The 18841-nt window shown below is 51.1% G+C and carries 16 protein-coding genes; 8 read left to right on the top strand and 8 right to left on the bottom strand.

What is annotated here, in order from left to right:
• The first annotated feature begins 175 nt into the window (after positions 1–175).
• Positions 176–817 carry a DUF2057 family protein gene (locus tag LJN55_RS07730; protein ID WP_133840993.1) on the top strand — a complete coding sequence of 214 codons (642 nt, stop codon included), beginning with the start codon at positions 176–178 and terminating at the stop codon, positions 815–817.
• Positions 818–892: 75 nt separating this feature from the next.
• On the top strand, positions 893–1351 hold the full coding sequence (locus LJN55_RS07725; protein WP_133840994.1) for a methylglyoxal synthase: 459 nt from the start codon (positions 893–895) through the stop codon (positions 1349–1351).
• Between the two features lie 15 nt (positions 1352–1366).
• Here LJN55_RS07725 and helD read toward each other — a convergent pair whose 3' ends face one another.
• Complete coding sequence (helD, locus tag LJN55_RS07720; RefSeq protein ID WP_227535974.1) at positions 1367–3421, bottom strand: DNA helicase IV; 2055 nt, start codon at positions 3419–3421, stop codon at positions 1367–1369.
• A 136-nt stretch (positions 3422–3557) separates the two neighbouring features.
• Here helD and LJN55_RS07715 point away from each other — a divergent pair, with 136 nt between their 5' ends.
• Together LJN55_RS07715 and yccS are read left to right on the top strand one after the other, a co-directional pair.
• Positions 3558–4004 carry a YccF domain-containing protein gene (locus tag LJN55_RS07715; protein WP_133840996.1) on the top strand — a complete coding sequence of 149 codons (447 nt, stop codon included), beginning with the start codon at positions 3558–3560 and terminating at the stop codon, positions 4002–4004.
• 9 nt (positions 4005–4013) lie between these two features.
• Positions 4014–6155, top strand: a complete 2142-nt coding sequence (gene yccS, locus LJN55_RS07710; protein ID WP_227535973.1) for a YccS family putative transporter — start codon at positions 4014–4016, stop codon at positions 6153–6155.
• Here the strand turns inward: yccS and LJN55_RS07705 are convergent.
• Positions 6152–6781: a TfoX/Sxy family DNA transformation protein gene (locus LJN55_RS07705; RefSeq protein ID WP_133840998.1), complete on the bottom strand. Its 630-nt coding sequence runs from the start codon at positions 6779–6781 to the stop codon at positions 6152–6154. The genes yccS and LJN55_RS07705 overlap by 4 nt on opposite strands.
• A 1014-nt stretch (positions 6782–7795) precedes the next feature.
• Here LJN55_RS07705 and sulA point away from each other — a divergent pair.
• Both sulA and ompA read left to right on the top strand, forming a co-directional pair.
• Positions 7796–8302, top strand: a complete 507-nt coding sequence (sulA, locus tag LJN55_RS07700) for an SOS-induced cell division inhibitor SulA (protein ID WP_227535972.1) — start codon at positions 7796–7798, stop codon at positions 8300–8302.
• A 349-nt stretch (positions 8303–8651) separates the two neighbouring features.
• Entirely contained in the window at positions 8652–9719 is a 1068-nt protein-coding gene (gene ompA / locus LJN55_RS07695; RefSeq protein ID WP_159337121.1) for a porin OmpA, read from the top strand.
• An 89-nt stretch (positions 9720–9808) separates the two neighbouring features.
• Here the strand turns inward: ompA and matP are convergent, their stop codons facing one another.
• The gene (gene matP / locus LJN55_RS07690) at positions 9809–10264 is read right to left on the bottom strand and encodes a macrodomain Ter protein MatP (RefSeq protein WP_133841001.1); all 456 of its coding nucleotides are present in this window, start codon (positions 10262–10264) and stop codon (positions 9809–9811) included.
• Positions 10265–10449: 185 nt separating this feature from the next.
• On the opposite strand from matP, the gene LJN55_RS07685 reads away from it, so the two are divergent.
• Both LJN55_RS07685 and fabA read left to right on the top strand, forming a co-directional pair.
• A complete protein-coding gene (locus tag LJN55_RS07685) occupies positions 10450–12210 on the top strand; it encodes an AAA family ATPase (protein ID WP_227535971.1) in 1761 nt (586 codons plus the stop codon).
• A gap of 68 nt (positions 12211–12278) precedes the next feature.
• Entirely contained in the window at positions 12279–12797 is a 519-nt protein-coding gene (fabA, locus tag LJN55_RS07680; RefSeq protein WP_133841003.1) for a bifunctional 3-hydroxydecanoyl-ACP dehydratase/trans-2-decenoyl-ACP isomerase, read from the top strand.
• A gap of 193 nt (positions 12798–12990) precedes the next feature.
• Here fabA and rmf read toward each other — a convergent pair whose 3' ends face one another.
• The 5 genes from rmf to LJN55_RS07655 all read right to left on the bottom strand — a co-directional run bounded on the left by rmf (position 12991) and on the right by LJN55_RS07655 (position 18840).
• Positions 12991–13158, bottom strand: coding sequence for a ribosome modulation factor (rmf, locus tag LJN55_RS07675; RefSeq protein WP_072277417.1), 168 nt, complete (start codon positions 13156–13158; stop codon positions 12991–12993).
• Between the two features lie 277 nt (positions 13159–13435).
• Positions 13436–13993, bottom strand: coding sequence for a membrane integrity-associated transporter subunit PqiC (gene pqiC, locus LJN55_RS07670; protein ID WP_133841004.1), 558 nt, complete (start codon positions 13991–13993; stop codon positions 13436–13438).
• Complete coding sequence (pqiB, locus tag LJN55_RS07665; protein ID WP_227535970.1) at positions 13993–15633, bottom strand: intermembrane transport protein PqiB; 1641 nt, start codon at positions 15631–15633, stop codon at positions 13993–13995. Before pqiB ends, pqiC begins: the two co-directional genes overlap by 1 nt.
• Positions 15620–16894, bottom strand: coding sequence for a membrane integrity-associated transporter subunit PqiA (gene pqiA, locus LJN55_RS07660; RefSeq protein ID WP_133841006.1), 1275 nt, complete (start codon positions 16892–16894; stop codon positions 15620–15622). Before pqiA ends, pqiB begins: the two co-directional genes overlap by 14 nt.
• A gap of 32 nt (positions 16895–16926) precedes the next feature.
• Positions 16927–18840 (bottom strand): ABC transporter ATP-binding protein, encoded by a 1914-nt coding sequence (locus LJN55_RS07655; RefSeq protein WP_133841007.1) that lies wholly within the window; start codon positions 18838–18840, stop codon positions 16927–16929.
• Between the last annotated feature and the right edge of the window lies 1 nt (position 18841).

Raw genomic sequence — 18841 nt, 5'->3', positions numbered from 1 at the left:
GCCTTACTGGCTCTATTGCCGCTAAGTGTGGCTTATTCACCACATTAAAAAATGCAACTCATGCGATTCTCGATTTATAGCACGATTAAGTATTTTTAAATGTTAATATGCTGCCATACTGAAAGACTTTGATACATTCACACCCCCTTATATCCTTTACCCTGCTGGAGAAAGAATGAAGCTGCGTATGGTCATCACCGGACTGATAGCGATGCTGGTTGCCGCAACCGTGCAGGCGACAACGCTGAAGCTTTCAGCCGATATTGACCTGCTGGTACTGGATGGACACAAGATTTCGGGTTCGCTGCTCAAAGGCGCAGAAGGTCTGGAACTCGAGCGCGGGGAACACCAGTTGCTCTTTCGTGTAGAAAGAACGGTCACACGCAACGCGCAGACGCCGATCAACTGGGTTTCAGCGCCTCAGATTGTCAAATTTACTGCCAGCACTCAGTCGGTCGTGATTCAGTTACCCGCGTTGCAAACGTTGCATGACGGAAAGCACTTCGACAAAAATCCGCAGTTTACGCTGGTGAATGAACACGGCGTCGAGATTGAGAGCCAACGGGATGCGCTTCGTTTGCAGACGCAGGACGATCTCGAACAGGCAATGATACAGTATAACCTCGATAACAAAGTCGCCTCGGTGCCACGCTTTGCTCAGCCAATGCGCCGTACCTCTCAATCGGCTTCTGTTCTTCCCGATCCCTCAACCAGCCAGCATCCGGCCGAACGCATGCTGCGTCTTTGGTACTTGCAGGTCGATTCAGCCACCCGTCAGCGTTTTGTGATGTTGATGAAGGCCCTGCATACCAGTTGATATCGGCAGATACCCGGCGCTACACTCAATCCTCTGTTTGCTTATTCCTCTTGCCCTACCCAACCAGGATACTGAATGGATCAGACAACCCGCACTCTCCAGCCACAGAAACATATCGCGCTGGTAGCCCACGACCACTGTAAGAATGCTTTAATGCAGTGGGTGGATGTTCATAAAGAGCAGTTGCAGCATCATACGCTTTACGCCACCGGAACAACCGGCAATCTGGTACAACGCGCCACCGGATTACCGGTAACGGCGATGCTGAGTGGCCCAATGGGCGGCGATCAGCAGGTCGGTGCGCTGATTTCGGAGGGGAAAATTGATGTACTGATTTTCTTTTGGGACCCACTGAATGCGGTACCACATGACCCCGATGTGAAAGCGCTGCTGCGTCTGGCCACCGTGTGGAATATTCCTGTTGCAACGAACCGTGCCACCGCTGACTTCATTATTCAGTCACCGTTGTTCGCCCGCCAGGTTGAAATCCAGATCCCGGATTACGAACGCTACCTGCAACAGCGCCTGAAGTAACTCAGGCGCTGGCCGTCAGGGTTTACGTAATACCGGTACGCCCTGACGGCTGAACTCGGCAACAAACACCGAGGGATGATCACGATCATACATTAACCACACCTGCTGCTTCGCACGCGTGATGGCAACATACGCAAGTCTTCGCTCTTCGGCGTCCGGAAAGTCTTCCGGGGCAGGTAACAGCGCATCTTCCATCACTGACTCTCTGGCTGCTGCCGGGAAGCCCTCTTTGCCCTCTGCCAACCCCATAAGAATGACATAATCTGCCTGCTGCCCTTTGCTGGCATGAATAGTCATAAAATCAATATTGAGCTTCGGCCAGCGCGTTGCGGCTTTATCCAGTATTTCCGGTCGCAGATGGTGATAACGCGCCAGAACCAGAATTCTCTCGCCAGCAGCGGCATAGCCACTCAGCTTGTTCATCAGCGCTTCCAACTGCTCTTCAGGCAACAAAGAGATGGCTTTTTTATGGCCTTTAATCGGGCTGTTAAGTGGTTTTTTTAACTGATGAGGGTTGCATTGAATAAAGGTATTCGCGATTTCGCCAATACGCTGATTAAAACGGTAGGTGGTATCCAGCACACAACGGTCGCCTTCACCAAAATGGTGATGGAAGGCCGTTGTTAAGCTCATTTCAGCGCCACTGAAGCGATAGATAGCCTGCCAGTCGTCCCCCACCGCAAACAGTGTGGTCTGTTTATTCTGACGGCGCAGTGCCGCCAGCAAAGCGGCACGCTGCGGAGAGATATCCTGAAACTCATCGACGAGAATATGTTTCCAGGGGCTGATAAAGCGCCCTTTATCAAGGATATTTACCGCCTGATGAATCAGCCCGGCGAAATCAACCGCTCCCTCTTCTTTCAGCGCACCCTTCCACGCTTTCATCATCGGTGCCATTAATTTGACCCGTTTGCTGAAAAGATCGCGGACTTCGTCAGGTGCACTCTCGATCATCGCAGCCTGTGCTCCGCCGTGCATACGCATCAGTCCAAGCCAACGCTCAAGCCGACTGGCTAGGCGCCGCGCCAGGCGATCGTCCTGCCAGAAACTGCCTTCCTCCAGTTCCCACTCCAGCTCCTCTGTCAGCCACTGCCGCCAGCCGTTCGCATGCGCTTTTTTCTCATTACACTGCTGTCGCCAGATCTCAATCAGTAGCGCCTGACGCGCACCATGATCGGTTTCCAGTTTGCTGATCGTGGGGGCTTTATTGCTGCCCTGCTGAATGATGTGTAAAGCCAGGGAATGGAAAGTACGCGCCTGGATCTCTTCGGTATGCAGGCGTTCCTGGATACGTTCGTTCATTTCTTTGGCCGCCTGGCGACCAAACGCCAGCAATAGAATCTGCCCCGCACTGGCCTGCCGACGCATCATCAACCAACCTGCCCGCGCCACCAGCACGGATGTTTTACCACTGCCTGCCCCCGCCAGAACCAGCACGGCATCCTCTCCGTTAACAACGGAGCGTGCCTGGGAAAGATTCAGCGGTGAGGTTTCCACCTGATTAAAGAAATCCGCATGCTGTTCCAGCATACGGTTGGTCCATTCATTGTTGCGCTGAACACGGTGTGCATCGCTGTTATGGAGCCACTGCTGGCAGTAAAGGTAGGGCTCACGACAATTATCAAATTCCCCCAATCGTTCTGCGGGCAACGGCACGGCGTCAAACGCTTTACGGATCGCCAGTTGCCAGGCACTGATATCACTACGACGCAGCCATTTGTCCTGTTGTTCCGCCTCATAAATTTGCTGCTGCTGTGCTAACAGAACGCTGGCTGAAACATCGCTCATTTCCTTACTCCACTGCTGCCATTCCTGGTTGAGATAGTGGAAAAAGCGCTGTGTTTCACTCCATTCGGTGCCGTGAAGGCGCACGACCTTTTCGTCAGGCAGCGTAAACTCAAGCTCACCCCATACCAGCCCACGCTTACATTTAATTGCCAGTAACTGATTGAACGGGATCAAATACTCATGCTTTTCACCGCTAACTTCTACACCTGCGGTCAGAAGACGCACCCGATTATAAGGATGCTGTGCCAGATGTTTACCCAACGCTGTTGCTTTCAGTTCCATTCCGGTGACCCTGGCTGAGGTTATTTTCATCATCAGACAGTTTAACTGGCTGACGTGTACCTCTCCAGCGCTAAAACACGTTACAATCAAGGTATTGTCGGTTAATCACCGTTATCTGCTGAAGGGAAACTCTTTTATGCGCACCGTATTAAATGTTCTGAATTTTGTGCTGGGTGGATTCCTGACCACATTCTCCTGGCTGGTGGCCACGGTTGTGAGCATTATTTTTATCTTTACCCTGCCACTCACCCGCTCCTGCTGGGAGATAACCAAACTGTCTCTCCTCCCTTATGGTAATGAAGCAGTGCATGTTGATGAGCTGAACCCATCAGGTAAAAATGCGCTTCTGAATTCTGGCGGCACTCTGCTGAACATTTTCTGGCTGGTACTGTTTGGCTGGTGGCTGTGCGTGATGCATATCATGGCAGGCATCGCACAGTGTGTGACGATTATTGGCATTCCCGTTGGTATCGCTAATTTTAAAATTGCTGCTATTGCCTTGTGGCCGGTTGGCCGCCGCGTGGTTTCCGTCGAAGTTGCTCAGGCCGCTCGTGAAGCCAACGCACGTGCGCGTTTCCGCTAAGTTACGATAATGAACAAGACCATGATCGGCAATGTACGCCGCTACGCCTTTAACAGTACCTGGTTGTACAATATCCGCATCACTCTGGCGCTGGCAGGCACCACTGCCGTACCCTGGTGGCTGCATCAGATTACCTGGACGATCCCACTAACGCTGGGAGTGGTGGCTGCTGCGCTGGCGGATCTTGACGATCGTCTTGCCGGACGATTACGTAACCTGCTGATCACGCTGGTCTGTTTTTGTATTGCTTCCGTTTCAGTCGAATTACTCTTCCCGCATCCGTGGCTATTTGTTGCCGGGCTAGCGCTGTCCAGTTGGGGCTTCATTTTGCTCGGCGCACTGGGGCCTCGTTATGCAACAATCGCCTTTGGCGCATTACTGATCGCCATTTATACCATGCTGGGCATTCATTTATTTCCGCAATGGTATCTGCAACCGGTGCTGCTACTGCTGGGTGCAGTATGGTACAACCTTCTGACCTTATCCGGACATCTGCTGTTCCCTATCCGGCCGTTGCAGGAAAATATATCTCGCTGCTTTGCGCAACTGGCGCGCTATCTGGAAGCCAAAGCCAACCTGTTTGATCCCGATATTGAAGGGGATGATCACCAAACGCTGGTCGACGTGGCAATGGCGAACAGTCAACTGGTTCAACTGCTTAATCAGGCCAAAGCATCGATTCAGTCACGACTGCGCGGTGACCGTGGTCAGCGTGGTACTCGCAGAACGCTACACTACTATTTTGTTGCTCAGGATATCCATGAACGAGCCAGCTCTTCCCATGTGCAGTATCACGCACTGCGTAAAGCCTGGGGGGCAAGCGATATTCTGTTCCGCTTTCAGCGTCTTTTATCTTTACAGGCACAAGCTTGCCGACGGCTCTCGCGCTCAATCTTACTGCGAGAGCCTTATCAGCATGATGCGCGCTTCGAACGAGTCTTTATAAACCTGCACGCTGCGCTGCATCGCCTTGAAACCGCGCAGCCTGACAGCACGGAGGTCAAAGCCATGGCCTACCTGCTGAACAACCTTAAAGCGATTGATGCCCAGTTGGCGACTATTGAATCAGAGCAAGTTCTGACAGAGGGCGATGCCCCGCATGACCAGACGCTATCCAGCGAGGGGCTAACTGGCTGGAGCGATATTCTTCTTCGCCTGAGCCGCCATCTCAGCCCGGAGTCTCCGCTGTTTCGTCATGCAGTCCGCATGTCGCTTCTGCTGTGCGTTGGCTATGGCATTATTCAGGCTACCGGGGTGCAACACGGTTACTGGATATTGCTGACCAGTCTGTTTGTCTGCCAGCCCAATTACAGTGCGACGCGTCGTCGCCTGGCATTACGTATTATCGGTACACTCGCCGGGATTGTACTGGGTCTGCCGTTGCTGTGGCTGGTTCCTTCTGTTGAAGGACAATTGATGCTGATTGTGGTTACGGGCGTGCTGTTCTTCGCTTTCCGCAACGTTCAGTATGCGCATGCCACCATGTTTATTACCTTGCTGGTGTTACTGTGCTTCAACCTGTTGGGCGAAGGATTTGAAGTCGCGATACCGCGTATTGTTGATACGCTGGTTGGCTGCGGTATTGCCTGGCTGGCGGTGACATTTATCTGGCCTGACTGGCGTTTTCGCCGGCTTCCTGCCGTTGCTGAACGCACCCTGAATGCGAACTGCCGCTATCTCGATGCTATTCTGGTGCAGTATCACCAGGGTAAAGATAACCGACTGGATTATCGTATTGCTCGCCGCGATGCCCATAACGGTGATGCAGAACTGGCATCCGTTGTTTCTAATCTCTCGGTCGAAAATAAATCTGATCTGGCATTGCGAGAAGCGGCTTTCCGTTTGCTGTGCCTTAACCATTCATTTTTGAGCTACATTTCTGCTTTAGGCGCGCATCGTGAGAAGCTGGAAAACGATGCCATGCTGCAGCTCATGGATGATGCCGTCTGTTATGTCGACGATGTACTGCATATTGACATCGTCGATGAGGCGAAAGCACAGCGTATGATCGACAGTCTGGCGCTACGCTTACAGCACAGCGAAGCCAATGCCGAAACAAAAGAACCACTGGTCTTGCAGCAGGTTGGTTTACTGGTGGCTCTTTTACCTGAAATTACGCGCCTTAAAAAACAAATAGCCTTACGTGGTTAATCTTCTTCACGCGGCTTTTTACGCTCTCGCTGCGTATTGTAGTTAAACCAAAGGCGCAGCTCTTCTTTCATCTCTTGTGGAAGCGCGGCATAGTGGCGACCGACAATGGCCCCTTGCAAAGCGAAGAGCACCGTTAACCCTAAATTCTTGTTGTTGTTACGTAGCAGCAGCCAGCTTCGTTTTGCTCCCTGTTGAACCAGCATCTCGATGGTTGAAATACCCACTTGCCGTAGTAACATTTCCATTCTGATGCCCATATTGGGCAGGTCCTTCAGACGGCGGTTATTCTGACGCTCTCTCTGCTGTTGCTTCGCTCCCTGCAGGCAAAGCTGGGAGATGGCTACCAGCTGTTCACCATCAGACCACAAGGCACCATCAACACGATAGTAATTGAGTTCTACTGGCACACCACGCTTACTAAGGCTCAGCGGTGTCATCTTACGCTCAACAATATAGGATTGAACCTCTTCACAGGCGCGAAGATAAAGCTCTCCTTGAGCCACCACGGCAAACACAGTTTTTTCCACTGCCAGGCAATAACCGCCAAACTGTGTACGGGACTGCACCTCTCCAAGCTGAGCCAGTCGTTGTTTCGCTTCTGCAATTTTACGTTTCGAACGATCCATATTCTCATCCCAAGTTAGTTAAGAAATAACTCATAAGGTCTCGGTAAAACATATTAGAAAATAGGCAATACTCATTACAGGTTCAACGATTAATTTTTATTTCATGTGTTTACATTGTAATTTTGCGAGGCGTTACGAAAAAAATCGCTCATAAGAATACATTCAAGGACGGCATTTTCTCCTTAGAAAAAATAGCATTAAAAACCACAATATCTGCATCCGGTTAAAAACTCAATAAAACACACTTCGTTAAAATTCAGTCTTAAATATTTTTTCGTCCAGCGGGATAACAGTAACGCGACAAAGCCGGTCAACCAAACGGGCATGCTAACAGAGTAAGTTAAGCAAGAAGATACTGTACAAACCGCGTTTCACGGCCCTTCATCAAAAAAAAACCACGATTCTCCCCCTATCGAATCCCTCTGCAGCCCGTTAAGGCTGGGTTACCATGAAAAATAAACATGCTGATATTCTGTTCCAATGAGATCCAAAATGGATGTATTCCACAATTTTTATCCTGCGGATGTATGGGTGAATTTTTCATGTTTTCATCGCCATCCACCAAATGTTCAGAAAGCCCCGAGCACCTACTCGACCATGACTGAGTAAACGTTAATACCCCCGATGAGAAACAAGTTAAGTATCGTTACTTTCCAGGGCGGGAAATAGAATATGAAAATAGGTACTCGCAGCGATATTATCTTTTATTCCTTTCTGATGTAATCGTTAATTGCGATACAAAGTGCGGACACTTATCATTGATAAATGATTGCCATGTACCTCAAATGTTTAAATTCTTAACCGTAAGAACAAGAATGCTTGAAATGTCAGGAAGCTCTGGAACGACACCCGTCAGACCTGAAAAAAAGCCTTAATACATTCGCCATGTGTACACAGACTCTCAGTACACCAGCCTCTGAGCCGACATGTGTCAGGAAGTCAGATTAAAGGTTGATCTTTGTTCACCACACATATACTGTATATCCATACAGTAACCTAGTGAGCGAAGACATTATGCGTACTCATTTCCTGAAATCTCAGTCTGTTAGTCGTAACATGCATGCTTCCGCATCTGCGTCCTTTGGCTCGACTTGTGCTAATGGCCTGATCAGCGAACTGATTTACAGTGAGAATCAACCTGACATGACTCAATTGCTGCTGCTGCCTTTGTTGCAGCAGCTGGGGATGCAGTCTCGCTGGCAGTTATGGCTGACACCGCAACAGAAGCTCAGCCGCGACTGGTTACAGCGCTCCGGGTTACCCCTTGATAAAGTCATGCAGTCTCCCTACTGCGGTACGATCACCACGGTAGAAGCCATGATCAAAGCCTTGCAGACAGGGAATTACAGTGTGGTTTTAGGCTGGCTGGATGAAGAAGTATCAGAAGTGGATCGTCAACGCTTGCAAGAAGCAGCAAGTTCAGGGCAGGCACTGGGGTTAATTATGCGCTCAGAAAATAGCATTTACTCCTCAGCCAGACCGCTTAATGGATTAAGAATTCACTCATCTTTGTATCATTAAGTAAAAATAAGATTTTTCTCAGACTTTATCTCTGCCAGACCCTTCTTAACAGGCTAATAATGTTATGACGCGGTGCGACAACGGTTTAGCTGGGTTCTCAGACCTGTTTTTGAGCAAAGAATTCACCCTCAAATGTTAAAAAATGTGTATGAAACGCTGTTTTTTTGCTGACCATCGTCACATCATACTTGTAAGTTTGCTGGTACGTTGTAGACTTTAGCTCGCCAGGGTGCTCAATAACCTCCATTTTTTGGAAGAGTCACAATCGAGCTTCTCAACCCGGCGAAGGATTAAATCAAAGAGCTAATTTAAAGCTCATTGCCTATTTGGATGATAACGAGGCGCAAAAATGAAAAAGACAGCTATCGCAATTGCAGTGGCACTGGCTGGCTTCGCTACCGTAGCGCAGGCCGCCCCTAAAGATGACACCTGGTACACCGGTGCTAAACTGGGCTGGTCTCAGTACCACGACAAAGGTTACTACGGTAACGGTTACCAAGATAACGACGGCCCATCACATGAAAGCCAGCTCGGCGCTGGTGCATTTGGTGGCTATCAGGCAAACCAGTACCTGGGCTTCGAGCTGGGTTACGACTGGTTAGGCCGCATGCCTAACAAAGGCAACAACGTCAACGGCGCTTTCAAAGCGCAGGGCGTTCAGCTGGCAGCTAAATTAAGCTACCCAGTTGCTGACGATCTGGACGTGTACACTCGTCTGGGCGGCATGGTATGGCGTGCAGACTCCACCCAGAACGCTAACGGTACTCGTATCAGCGACCACGACACCGGCGTTTCTCCGCTGGCTGCTGTTGGTGTTGAATACGCAGTGACCAAAAACTGGGCAACTCGTCTGGATTACCAGTGGGTTAACAACATCGGTGACGCAGGTACCGTTGGTGCGCGTCCTGATAACTCAATGCTGAGTGTTGGCGTTTCCTACCGTTTCGGTCAGGATGATGCAGTAGCACCAGTTGTTGCTCCGGCTCCGGCTCCAGCGCCAGTTGTTGAAACCAAGCGTTTCACCCTGAAGTCTGACGTTCTGTTCAACTTCAACAAGGCCACTCTGAAGCCAGAAGGTCAGCAGGCTCTGGATCAGCTGTATACCCAGCTGAGCAATCTGGATCCTAAAGACGGCTCTGTTGTCGTTCTGGGCTACACTGACCGTATCGGTTCAGAGCAGTACAACCAGAAACTGTCTGAAAAACGCGCTCAGTCTGTTGTAGACTACCTCGTGTCTAAAGGCATCCCTGCTAACAAGATCTCTGCACGTGGCGAGGGTAAATCTAACCCTGTTACCGGCAGCACCTGTGACAGCGTGAAAGGCCGTAACGCCCAGATCGACTGCCTGGCGCCAGACCGTCGCGTAGAAATCGAAGTTAAAGGCATCAAAGACGTTGTAACTCAGCCACAGGCTTAAGTTATCTCGTTAAAAAAACCCCGCTCCGGCGGGGTTTTTTATTGGCTGAATAAGGTGAAAAAGAGGAAGGGATAAGGCATATGTCGATTTTATTCAGGCTTGCCCAAAATCGCTTTTAGATCCTGCTTCAGCGAGGACATCTGGCTGGCATACTGCTCTTTACGTTCTGCATCTTCAATTAACTGCACTATCGTCTCAGACAACGTACTATTTCGACGCTGCGCAAGACCAGCCAACCGCTGCCAAACCAGATATTCCAGATCGATAGATTTCTTACGCGTATGCTGATGTTCGGCATTAAAATGACGTTTGCGACGCGCACGGATAGTCTGCTTCATGCGATTTTCAAGCAGCGGATTAATATGCTGGCTGATCCATTTCAATACCTCTACTGGTCGATTTTCCATCACCAGTAGCTCATCGACGGCGGCCTGCGCTGCACTTGACTCGATATAACGCGTGATCAATTCACCTTCACGGTGTTTTTTGACCAGGTATTTCCATTTCCATCCGCTTTCAAGATTTTCCAGTTGCTGGTATTTCATCGGAATCTCATGCTGACCACATTACGAATTAAGAATAACAGCTTTTTTTCATCAGGCTGTAAAGAAAACAGGGACATCAGCGTCAATGTTAACGCAAGCAGCGCAGATGTGCATGTGCACTGTGCTTAACCGGCTGAAATATTGTATAATGCCGCTTTTAATCATCTAAGAAAAATACGATAACTTTGACCAACAACCGATTAGAGTGGCGCGCCCTACAGCCCGATACAGAACGCTTCCAGCATCTCCTCTCGCAGGCCTATGCTGCCGATACAGAGTGCTTTGCATCCGTGCAGGCACGCCTGTTTAATGGCTTGAGCCTGCTACTGCAAACCCCGGCCAAAGTACCGCTAATGCTGGTCAAAAGCCCTGAGAGCGCTGAATATCTCGCTTTATTGCAGGATATTCTTTCCTCTCTTACTGTCGATGATGATGATGTTCCGGCCTTATTTGGTGGCCAATATGACATCAGCGAACACGCGGTAAACTGGCGTCCGGCGGAAAACGCTGCGGATAATTTCGCCAGCGAAGGGGGAGTTCATCAGGCTGAATGGATTGAAGCCGAACAACTCTTTGGCTGTGTACGCATCCATCAGTCTACGATAACGCTGTCACCAGGTCTGGTACATCGTGCCAATGGCGGAGTATTGATCCTGTCAATGCGTGCCCTGATGGCGCAACCGCTGCTGTGGCTGCGGCTAAAACAGATCATGGTTAATCAACGGTTTGACTGGTATTCCCAGGATGAAACCCGTCCTCTGCCATTAGCGATCCCATCCATGCCAATGCAGTTCCGCCTGGTACTGGTGGGTGAACGCGATGTGCTGGCAGATTTCCAGGATATGGAGCCTGAACTGGCAGGGCTATCGCTGTACAGCGAGTTCGAAGACAATATTCAACTCGTGGACGAAGAGGAATTCAACCACTGGTTACAGTGGGTGCAAAGTGTTGCCCACAGTCTTGGCTATCCCTCTCCTGCGCCTGATTTCTGGCCAGTGTTGATCCGTGAGGCCGCACGCTATACCGGCGATCAGGATACCCTTCCACTGGATCCTCAATGGCTGGGCCGACAGTTACAGGAAGCCGCACTCTACAGCGAAGACAATCAGCTCACTGCCGAAAATCTTCAGGATGCCCTCAGCACGCGCGAATGGCGTGAAGGTTTCCTGCCTGAGCGCATTCGTGACGAGATCCTGCTTGATCAGATTCTGATTGAAACAGAAGGCGAGATGATCGGTCAGATCAACGCCTTGTCGGTCATGGAATTCCCAGGCCATCCTCGCGCATTTGGTGAACCTTCACGCATTAGCTGCGTCGTTCATGTTGGCGATGGTGAGTTCACCGACGTAGAGCGCAAAGCCGAGCTTGGCGGTAATATTCATGCCAAAGGTATGATGATCATGCAGGCATGGCTGATTGCAGAACTGGAGCTTGAGCAACAGCTGCCGTTTTCTGCCTCAATCGTTTTTGAGCAATCCTACTCCGAAGTCGATGGTGACAGCGCCTCCCTGGCTGAGCTGTGTGCACTGATCAGTGCCCTCGCCTCACAGCCGCTCAATCAACAGCTGGCTGTGACGGGTTCCGTCGATCAGTTTGGTCGCGTGCAGCCTGTTGGCGGGCTGAATGAAAAAATTGAAGGCTTCTTCCACATCTGTAATCAACGCACATTAAGCGGAACCCAGGGTGTCATTATTCCTGCGGCCAATGTGCGTCACCTCTCGCTTCAGCAGGAGGTGGTTGATGCCGTTCGTGAAGGTAAATTCCATCTGTGGGCCGTCTCCAGCGTTGATGAAGCTCTGCCGCTGTTAACGGGTGTAGAGTGGGACAAAGAGACAGGAGCGTGCCTGTTACGTTCGATGCAGGACCGTATCGCACAGATACTTCACCCTGAACCACGCCATCGACCGTGGCCGTTGCGTTGGTTAAACTGGTTTACGCCCGGCTGATCGGACTTGTCCGGCGTACACGTGTAAGCTAAACTCCCTGCTTCATTAAAATAAGGCTTATTGAAAACATGGTAGATAAACGCGAATCCTATACAAAAGAAGACCTGATTGCCTCTGGTCGCGGTGAACTGTTTGGCGCGGAAGGCCCGCCATTGCCAGCTGGCAATATGTTGATGATGGACCGCGTGGTTAAAATGACCGAAGACGGCGGTAACTACGGTAAAGGCTTCGTTGAAGCTGAACTGGATATCAATCCTGACCTGTGGTTCTTCGGCTGCCATTTTATCGGTGACCCGGTCATGCCAGGCTGCCTCGGCCTTGATGCTATGTGGCAGTTGGTTGGTTTCTACCTCGGCTGGTTAGGCGCTGAAGGTAAAGGTCGTGCGTTGGGCGTGGGTGAAGTGAAATTTACCGGCCAGGTTCTGCCAACCGCGAAGAAAGTGTCTTACCGTATTCATTTCAAACGCGTTATCAACCGTAAACTGGTGATGGGCGTGGCAGATGGCGAAGTACTGGTCGATGGTAACGTGATTTACACCGCTACTGACCTGAAAGTGGGCCTGTTCAAAGACACCACCGCGTTCTAAGTCTCTCACTGCTTTCTGATATCCAAAATAATTCGAGTTGTATTAAGACGGCAAAAGAAGGAATCCCGATGAGCTGAGTGAAGTCAGTGATTCGGGTGACTGAAAGCAGCCAACGCAGAGACAACTTGAAGTATGAAGGATAAAAATGAAAACCTCCGCATAAGCGGAGGTTTTTCCCTTTCTCTGACAGGTGTTACGCGGTAACCGACCTGTCCTCCATGGCTTGTCGCCAACCTCCCAACCAGTGAGATCGAGCATCCAGCATTTGATACGGACACATCTCTTTTGAGCGTCCTGTAATGCCTGCGTGATAACCCCGTGATTGTGCCCGATCCAGGCGATCTCGTTTCTGTCTCTTCATGCCGCGTTTCCCTCATTTAGTCTGGTGGAATCTGGTGGAAAGATACAGTGATTACGTTTCGCGCAACCACTCATAAGTTCTACCGCGACTTTCAGTAAAGATCAACGCGCAAATTTCACGCCAATGTCATGAATGTGTATCAAACCCATGATGATTTCTCGCCACTGCTCGCTGAAAAAACACTGCTATCTGACTGAATGGCAATAAAAAAGCCTTTGATGCCACAGAAATCAGGTTCTGCAACAATCAAAGGCTTAGTACGTTAGTTAATTTTTTCTTATTGTTCGCGAATTATCGCATTAGCGACCTGCCCCGCAATCTGCTGCCATCCTTTAGCCAGGGTTCTTACTAACCCATCGTAACCATCTTCGCTTTGCGGTAGTACCAGCGTAAACGGCTGCTTTTGCAGTTTCCCATTGTGTTCAAGTATCCATTCACCACTGATCACCGCCTGTCCATCATAGCGACCATGGAAACCCGTTACGGTGACATTGAGCGTATCGTGTTGCTGTCCCAGTGGAGAAGACGAGACCAGCGCTCCCGGCAACGCCGTGCTGAGATTGGTCACCAGCGTTTGCTGCAACTGTTGATCCAGCGGGCTGGCCCACTGGTTATTCGCCGCTATCACGAACTGGACATCATTGCTCTGGTAGACCACACCATTCCCGGCAAGGTAATCCGGCACCGATACGCGTTCTATCCATACTGGCGTCGCCACGTTCCGACTGGCCACAACAGCCGTGCTGCCCGCCGTTGGCAATTGGTAGTAAGCCGTTTTGGGGGTGCTGCAAGCACTCAGTGCCAGCACAAAAGCTACGGGGATCCATTTCATCATTATTTCGCCCTCTTCGGCTGTGGGTCCTGACCGGGTTTGGCTTCGAATACCAACGCATTACTCTTGGTGTTGAGCGTTTTTAATACAGGCTGCAATTCACGCAGGACCTGATCGAGACGCTGCATATCTCCCACCATCTTATTGTAAGCCGGTGAGCCTGGCTGGAAGCCCTTCATGCTGCGATTCAGTTCACGCAGCGTGCTTTGCATATCCGCCGGTAGCTCTTTCATCGACTGGCTGGAAGTGATCTGATTAAGACTGTCGAGCGTTTTCTGCATTTCACGCAACGTACGCTGGCTCTCTTTCAACGTGCCGGTCGCTTCGTTCAGCAACGGATTCAGCGGCAGACTGTTAATCTTATCCAGAGATTCCATCAGCTTCTGCTGAATTTGCGCCAGGCCACCGCTGACCGTTGGGATCAGCTCATAGTCAGCAAACGTCGTCGGACCGCTAACAGGTTTCGCGTTGTTGTAGAAATCGAGATCGACATACAATGCGCCCGTCAACAAATTGGCAGACTTCAGTGAAGCTCGTAGCCCACTTTTGATACCGTCTTTCAGATGCTGCTCAATATTGAAATCATTACCTAAGCGATTCTCGAAGCGGTCCGGTTCAATACGGATCAGAACTGGAATGCGGTAATCATTATTCAGACGCTGAGCAAGGCCTGGCATGGTAAATGGTACCTCCGCGACCGTCCCCAGACGGATACCGCGGAACTCGACTGGCGCGCCTTTTTGCAGACCACGAATAGAGTCGTTAAAGAACAGCAGGAAGTCTTTGTGTTCGGTATAGAGTGAATCCTGAATGCTGCGCTGGTCGTTGAACAGCCGGTATTCCGCTTTGTTTTCAACCCGCTCGCCGCGCTCCCAGCCTTCTGGTACATCAAAGCTGACACCACCGCTGAACAGAGTCGTCAGCGATCCCATCTCCACACGCATTCCTGAAGCCGACATATCCACCGCTATTCCACTGTCTTTCCAAAAGCGAACGTTGCTGGTCACCAGGCGGTCATAAGGTGCGGAAATAAACAACTGATAGGTCATCATGCGCTTGTCCGCATCAAAGGCGCTGGTTTCAACAGACCCCACGCGATAACCACGGAACAGCACCGGGTCACCCGCATTAAGCTGGCCTGCTTTTTCACTGTCGAGGGTAATGCGGATACCTTTAGCATCCAGCGGCGCCAGTGGGGGTGAACCCAGCAGTTCATACTGCGCCGCTTTTTCACCTTTTGCCCCGGGCTGAAGTTCAATGTAGGCACCCGACAGCAGCGTTCCCAGCCCGGTGATCCCTTCACGACCAATAGCGGGTTTCACCACCCAAAAAGCGCTGTCTTCACGCAGCAGTTTTTCCATGCCGGAATTAAGCCGTGCCTTGATTTCCACATGGTGCAGATCATCGGTTAGCACGGCACTTTCGACCACCCCGACGTTAACGCTGCGGCTTTTAATCAGGGTTTTCCCCCCTTCAATACCTTCAGCGTTGGTGGTCATTAACGTGACTACCGGGCCCTGATGGCTGAAGTGATAAAACAAAATCCATGCGCCTATCAAGACGGTGACGATGGGGATGATCCACACCGGCGACCAGCGCTTTATCTTATCTACCGTGGCTACGCCGTGGTTATTGTCCGTCACTTGCAGGCTCCTCAGTCTTCTTTTCTTGTATCCGGTCCCAGGTGAGACGGGGATCAAACGTCATGGCGGCAAACATCGTCAGGATCACCACCAGGGCAAACAGCACCGCACCACTGGCTGGATAAATACTCATCAACTGCCCCATTCGCACCAGTGCCGATAACACGGCAATCACGAATACGTCAATCATTGACCAGCGCCCGACGAACTCAACAACCTCATATATTTTATGCATTTTATCACTGTCGTCCCGGTTGCTGTCGCGCTCGTTGGCATGCCAGCACAACCAGCCGATGGCCATCATTTTCAGCGTTGGGACCATGATACTGGCGATAAAAATCACCAGCGCCACCGGGTAGGATCCATCACTCCACAGCAGGATCACGCCAGCCATAATGGTTGAGGTGATTTTATTGCCCAGCGCCTCGGTAATCATGATCGGCATCAGATTGGCCGGGATATAGAGCAAGATTGATGTCATCAATAAAGCGAGTGTCCATTGCAGGCTGTGCTTTCGTCTGACATGCCCATGAACCCCACAGCGCGGACACTCCAGAGTATCGCTGGCGAGTACCGCAGTACAACAACTGCAGGAACGCAGCCCCTGACGCAAGCCACTCACGGCGGGTAATGGCGTGAAGGGAAGCACAGGCAATGGGGCGACCCGCAGCCATAATGTACGGCGATCAATACACTGAAACGCTCTGAGCTGTAACAGGCAGAACAGGCACCAGGGGATAAAACTGGTGCCAATGCCGATATCACCATAAGCCATAAGCTTTACAAAGCTCACCAACACACCGGCGAGAAAGATCTCCGCCATGCCCCAGGTTTTCAGCTGAAACAGCACGCGTGCCAGAGTGCGTTTCAGCCCCTGTGGCAACGTAATATCATTCACTAAGAGCAGGATCACCAGCATACAGAAGGCCGGAACCCCCTGAACAAACAGCAAAAACAGCGTCGCCAGGCTGCTGTAGTCATCGGAAATCATCACCTGAGGTATTTTGGTCAGGGTGATTTCACTGCTGAGTCCGGCAACATGCATATTGATGAAAGGGAATAAGTTAGCCAGCAGCAGCATAAACAGTGCTGCCAGCGCATAGGCCGTTGGCCGCTTTCGCGGCTCAACCCAGTTAGACTGAAGTGTGGTATGACAACGTGGGCAGCTTGCCTTGCTGCCCGGCCGGATATCTGGCAACTGTGTCATCAGGTCACACTGTGGGCAAAGCATCCATTGATGCGCGTGGTGCGACGAACACATACCTGACCCTCGATAATTTCAGAACAGCAGTATCAGGCGCCGTTGCTTAACGACTCCAGGTATTCCCAACGTTCGAAAGCGACTTCCAGCTCCTGTTCAGCCTGGGCGAGCGAATCCAGTACAGGCTGGGTCACATCATGGGGCTGGTTGAAGAAGTTAGCATCGGCAACCTGCGTCTGATACGTTTCAAGACGGGCTTCCAGCTCTTCCATTTTCTTCGGCAGTTGTTCGAGTTCACGCTGCAAATTGTAGCTTAACTTAGCCGCAGGTTTTTTTGCGGCGTCAGTTTTTGCGTTTTCCTGACGCGGCTGCGCACTGGTGGATTTTGCGCTGGCACGGTTTTGTTTATAAGCACTACGCTGCAGCTGCGCATCGTGGTAGCCGCCAACAAACGCACCGATTTCACCATTGCCTTCAAAGATCCAGCATTCGGTCACGGTGTTATCAACAAACTGACGATCGTGGCTCACCAGCAGAACGGTGCCCTGATAACCATCAACCAACTCTTCCAGCAGCTCAAGCGTTTCCACATCGAGGTCGTTGGTCGGTTCATCGAGGATCAGCAGGTTGCTTGGCTTAAGGAACAGACGTGCCAGCAACAGGCGGTTACGCTCACCACCAGACAAAGCACGCACCGGCGTCATCGCGCGTTTAGGGTGGAACAGGAACTCCTGCAGGTAGCCCAGCACGTGGCGTGGCTTACCATTTACCATCACTTCCTGTTTACCCTCTGCCAGGTTGTCCATGACCGTGCGATCCGGGTCCAGGTCCGCGCGGTGCTGGTCAAAGTAGGCGACTTCAAGCTTGGTGCCAATATGCACGCGGCCGCTATCAGCCTTGAGCTCATCGAGCATCAACTTCAGCATGGTCGTTTTGCCACAGCCGTTAGAGCCGATCAGGGCAATTTTATCACCGCGTTGTACCTGGCGGGAGAAATCACGCACCAGTTGTTTACCACCCACCGCATAGCTGACGTTTTCCAGCTCGAAGACAATCTTGCCGGAGCGAGAAGCCTCTTCGACCTGCATATTGGCTTTACCCATCACTTCACGGCGATCGGAACGCTCACGGCGTAACGCTTTAAGCGCACGAACACGCCCTTCGTTACGCGTACGGCGCGCTTTGATGCCCTGACGGATCCACACTTCTTCCTGCGCCAGTTTGCGGTCGAATTCGGCGTTCTGCATTTCTTCAACACGCAGCGCTTCTTCCTTGCTGGTCAGATACAGATCGTAATCGCCCGGCCAGGAAACCAGCTTGCCACGGTCCAGATCAACAATGCGCGTCGCCATGTTGCGAATAAACGAACGGTCATGCGAAATGAAGATGATGCTGCCCTGGAATGTTTTCAGGAACGTTTCCAGCCAGTCGATAGTTTCAATATCGAGGTGGTTAGTGGGTTCATCCAGCATCAGCACTTTCGGATTGCTGACCAGCGCGCGCCCAAGCGCAGCTTTACGCAACCATCCACCGGATAATGAGGACAGCTCGGCGTCCCCATCCAGACCGATTTGTTGCAGCACATCGTGAATACGGCTTTCCAGCTGCCACAGATTCTGGTGGTCAAGAATGCCCTGTAAGCGCGCCATCTCATTCAGGTTTCTGTCGCTCGGATCGTCCATCACTTTATGCGAGATCGCGTGATAGGCTTTCAGGTGTTCCGCCTGCTCTTCCACACCTTCCGCGACAAAATCATACACCGAGCCCTGCACATTACGTGGCGGATCCTGCTGGAGGCGTGCCACCACCAGGTCCTGCTCATAAATAATGCGCCCATCATCCAGCGGTTGTTCGCGGTTGATGATCTTCATCAGGGTGGATTTACCCGCCCCGTTACGGCCAACCAGACAAACACGCTCGTTTTCTTCGATGTGCAGTTCAGTGTTATCCAACAGCGGCGCATCGCTGAATGAGAGGTAAGCGCCATGAATACTGATTAGTGACATA

Source organism: Erwinia rhapontici, from assembly GCF_020683125.1.
GTDB lineage: Bacteria > Pseudomonadota > Gammaproteobacteria > Enterobacterales > Enterobacteriaceae > Erwinia > Erwinia rhapontici.
This window is presented reverse-complemented; position numbering and strand designations above follow the sequence as displayed.

Coding starts and splice junctions, on each gene's coding strand:
- LJN55_RS07730 (WP_133840993.1), top strand. CDS start 176: ATGAAGCTGCGTATGGTCATCACCGGACTGATAGCGATGCTGGTTGCC.
- LJN55_RS07725 (WP_133840994.1), top strand. CDS start 893: ATGGATCAGACAACCCGCACTCTCCAGCCACAGAAACATATCGCGCTG.
- helD (WP_227535974.1), bottom strand. CDS start 3,421: ATGGAACTGAAAGCAACAGCGTTGGGTAAACATCTGGCACAGCATCCT.
- LJN55_RS07715 (WP_133840996.1), top strand. CDS start 3,558: ATGCGCACCGTATTAAATGTTCTGAATTTTGTGCTGGGTGGATTCCTG.
- yccS (WP_227535973.1), top strand. CDS start 4,014: ATGAACAAGACCATGATCGGCAATGTACGCCGCTACGCCTTTAACAGT.
- LJN55_RS07705 (WP_133840998.1), bottom strand. CDS start 6,781: ATGGATCGTTCGAAACGTAAAATTGCAGAAGCGAAACAACGACTGGCT.
- sulA (WP_227535972.1), top strand. CDS start 7,796: ATGCGTACTCATTTCCTGAAATCTCAGTCTGTTAGTCGTAACATGCAT.
- ompA (WP_159337121.1), top strand. CDS start 8,652: ATGAAAAAGACAGCTATCGCAATTGCAGTGGCACTGGCTGGCTTCGCT.
- matP (WP_133841001.1), bottom strand. CDS start 10,264: ATGAAATACCAGCAACTGGAAAATCTTGAAAGCGGATGGAAATGGAAA.
- fabA (WP_133841003.1), top strand. CDS start 12,279: ATGGTAGATAAACGCGAATCCTATACAAAAGAAGACCTGATTGCCTCT.
- rmf (WP_072277417.1), bottom strand. CDS start 13,158: ATGAAGAGACAGAAACGAGATCGCCTGGATCGGGCACAATCACGGGGT.
- pqiC (WP_133841004.1), bottom strand. CDS start 13,993: ATGATGAAATGGATCCCCGTAGCTTTTGTGCTGGCACTGAGTGCTTGC.
- pqiA (WP_133841006.1), bottom strand. CDS start 16,894: ATGTGTTCGTCGCACCACGCGCATCAATGGATGCTTTGCCCACAGTGT.
- LJN55_RS07655 (WP_133841007.1), bottom strand. CDS start 18,840: ATGTCACTAATCAGTATTCATGGCGCTTACCTCTCATTCAGCGATGCG.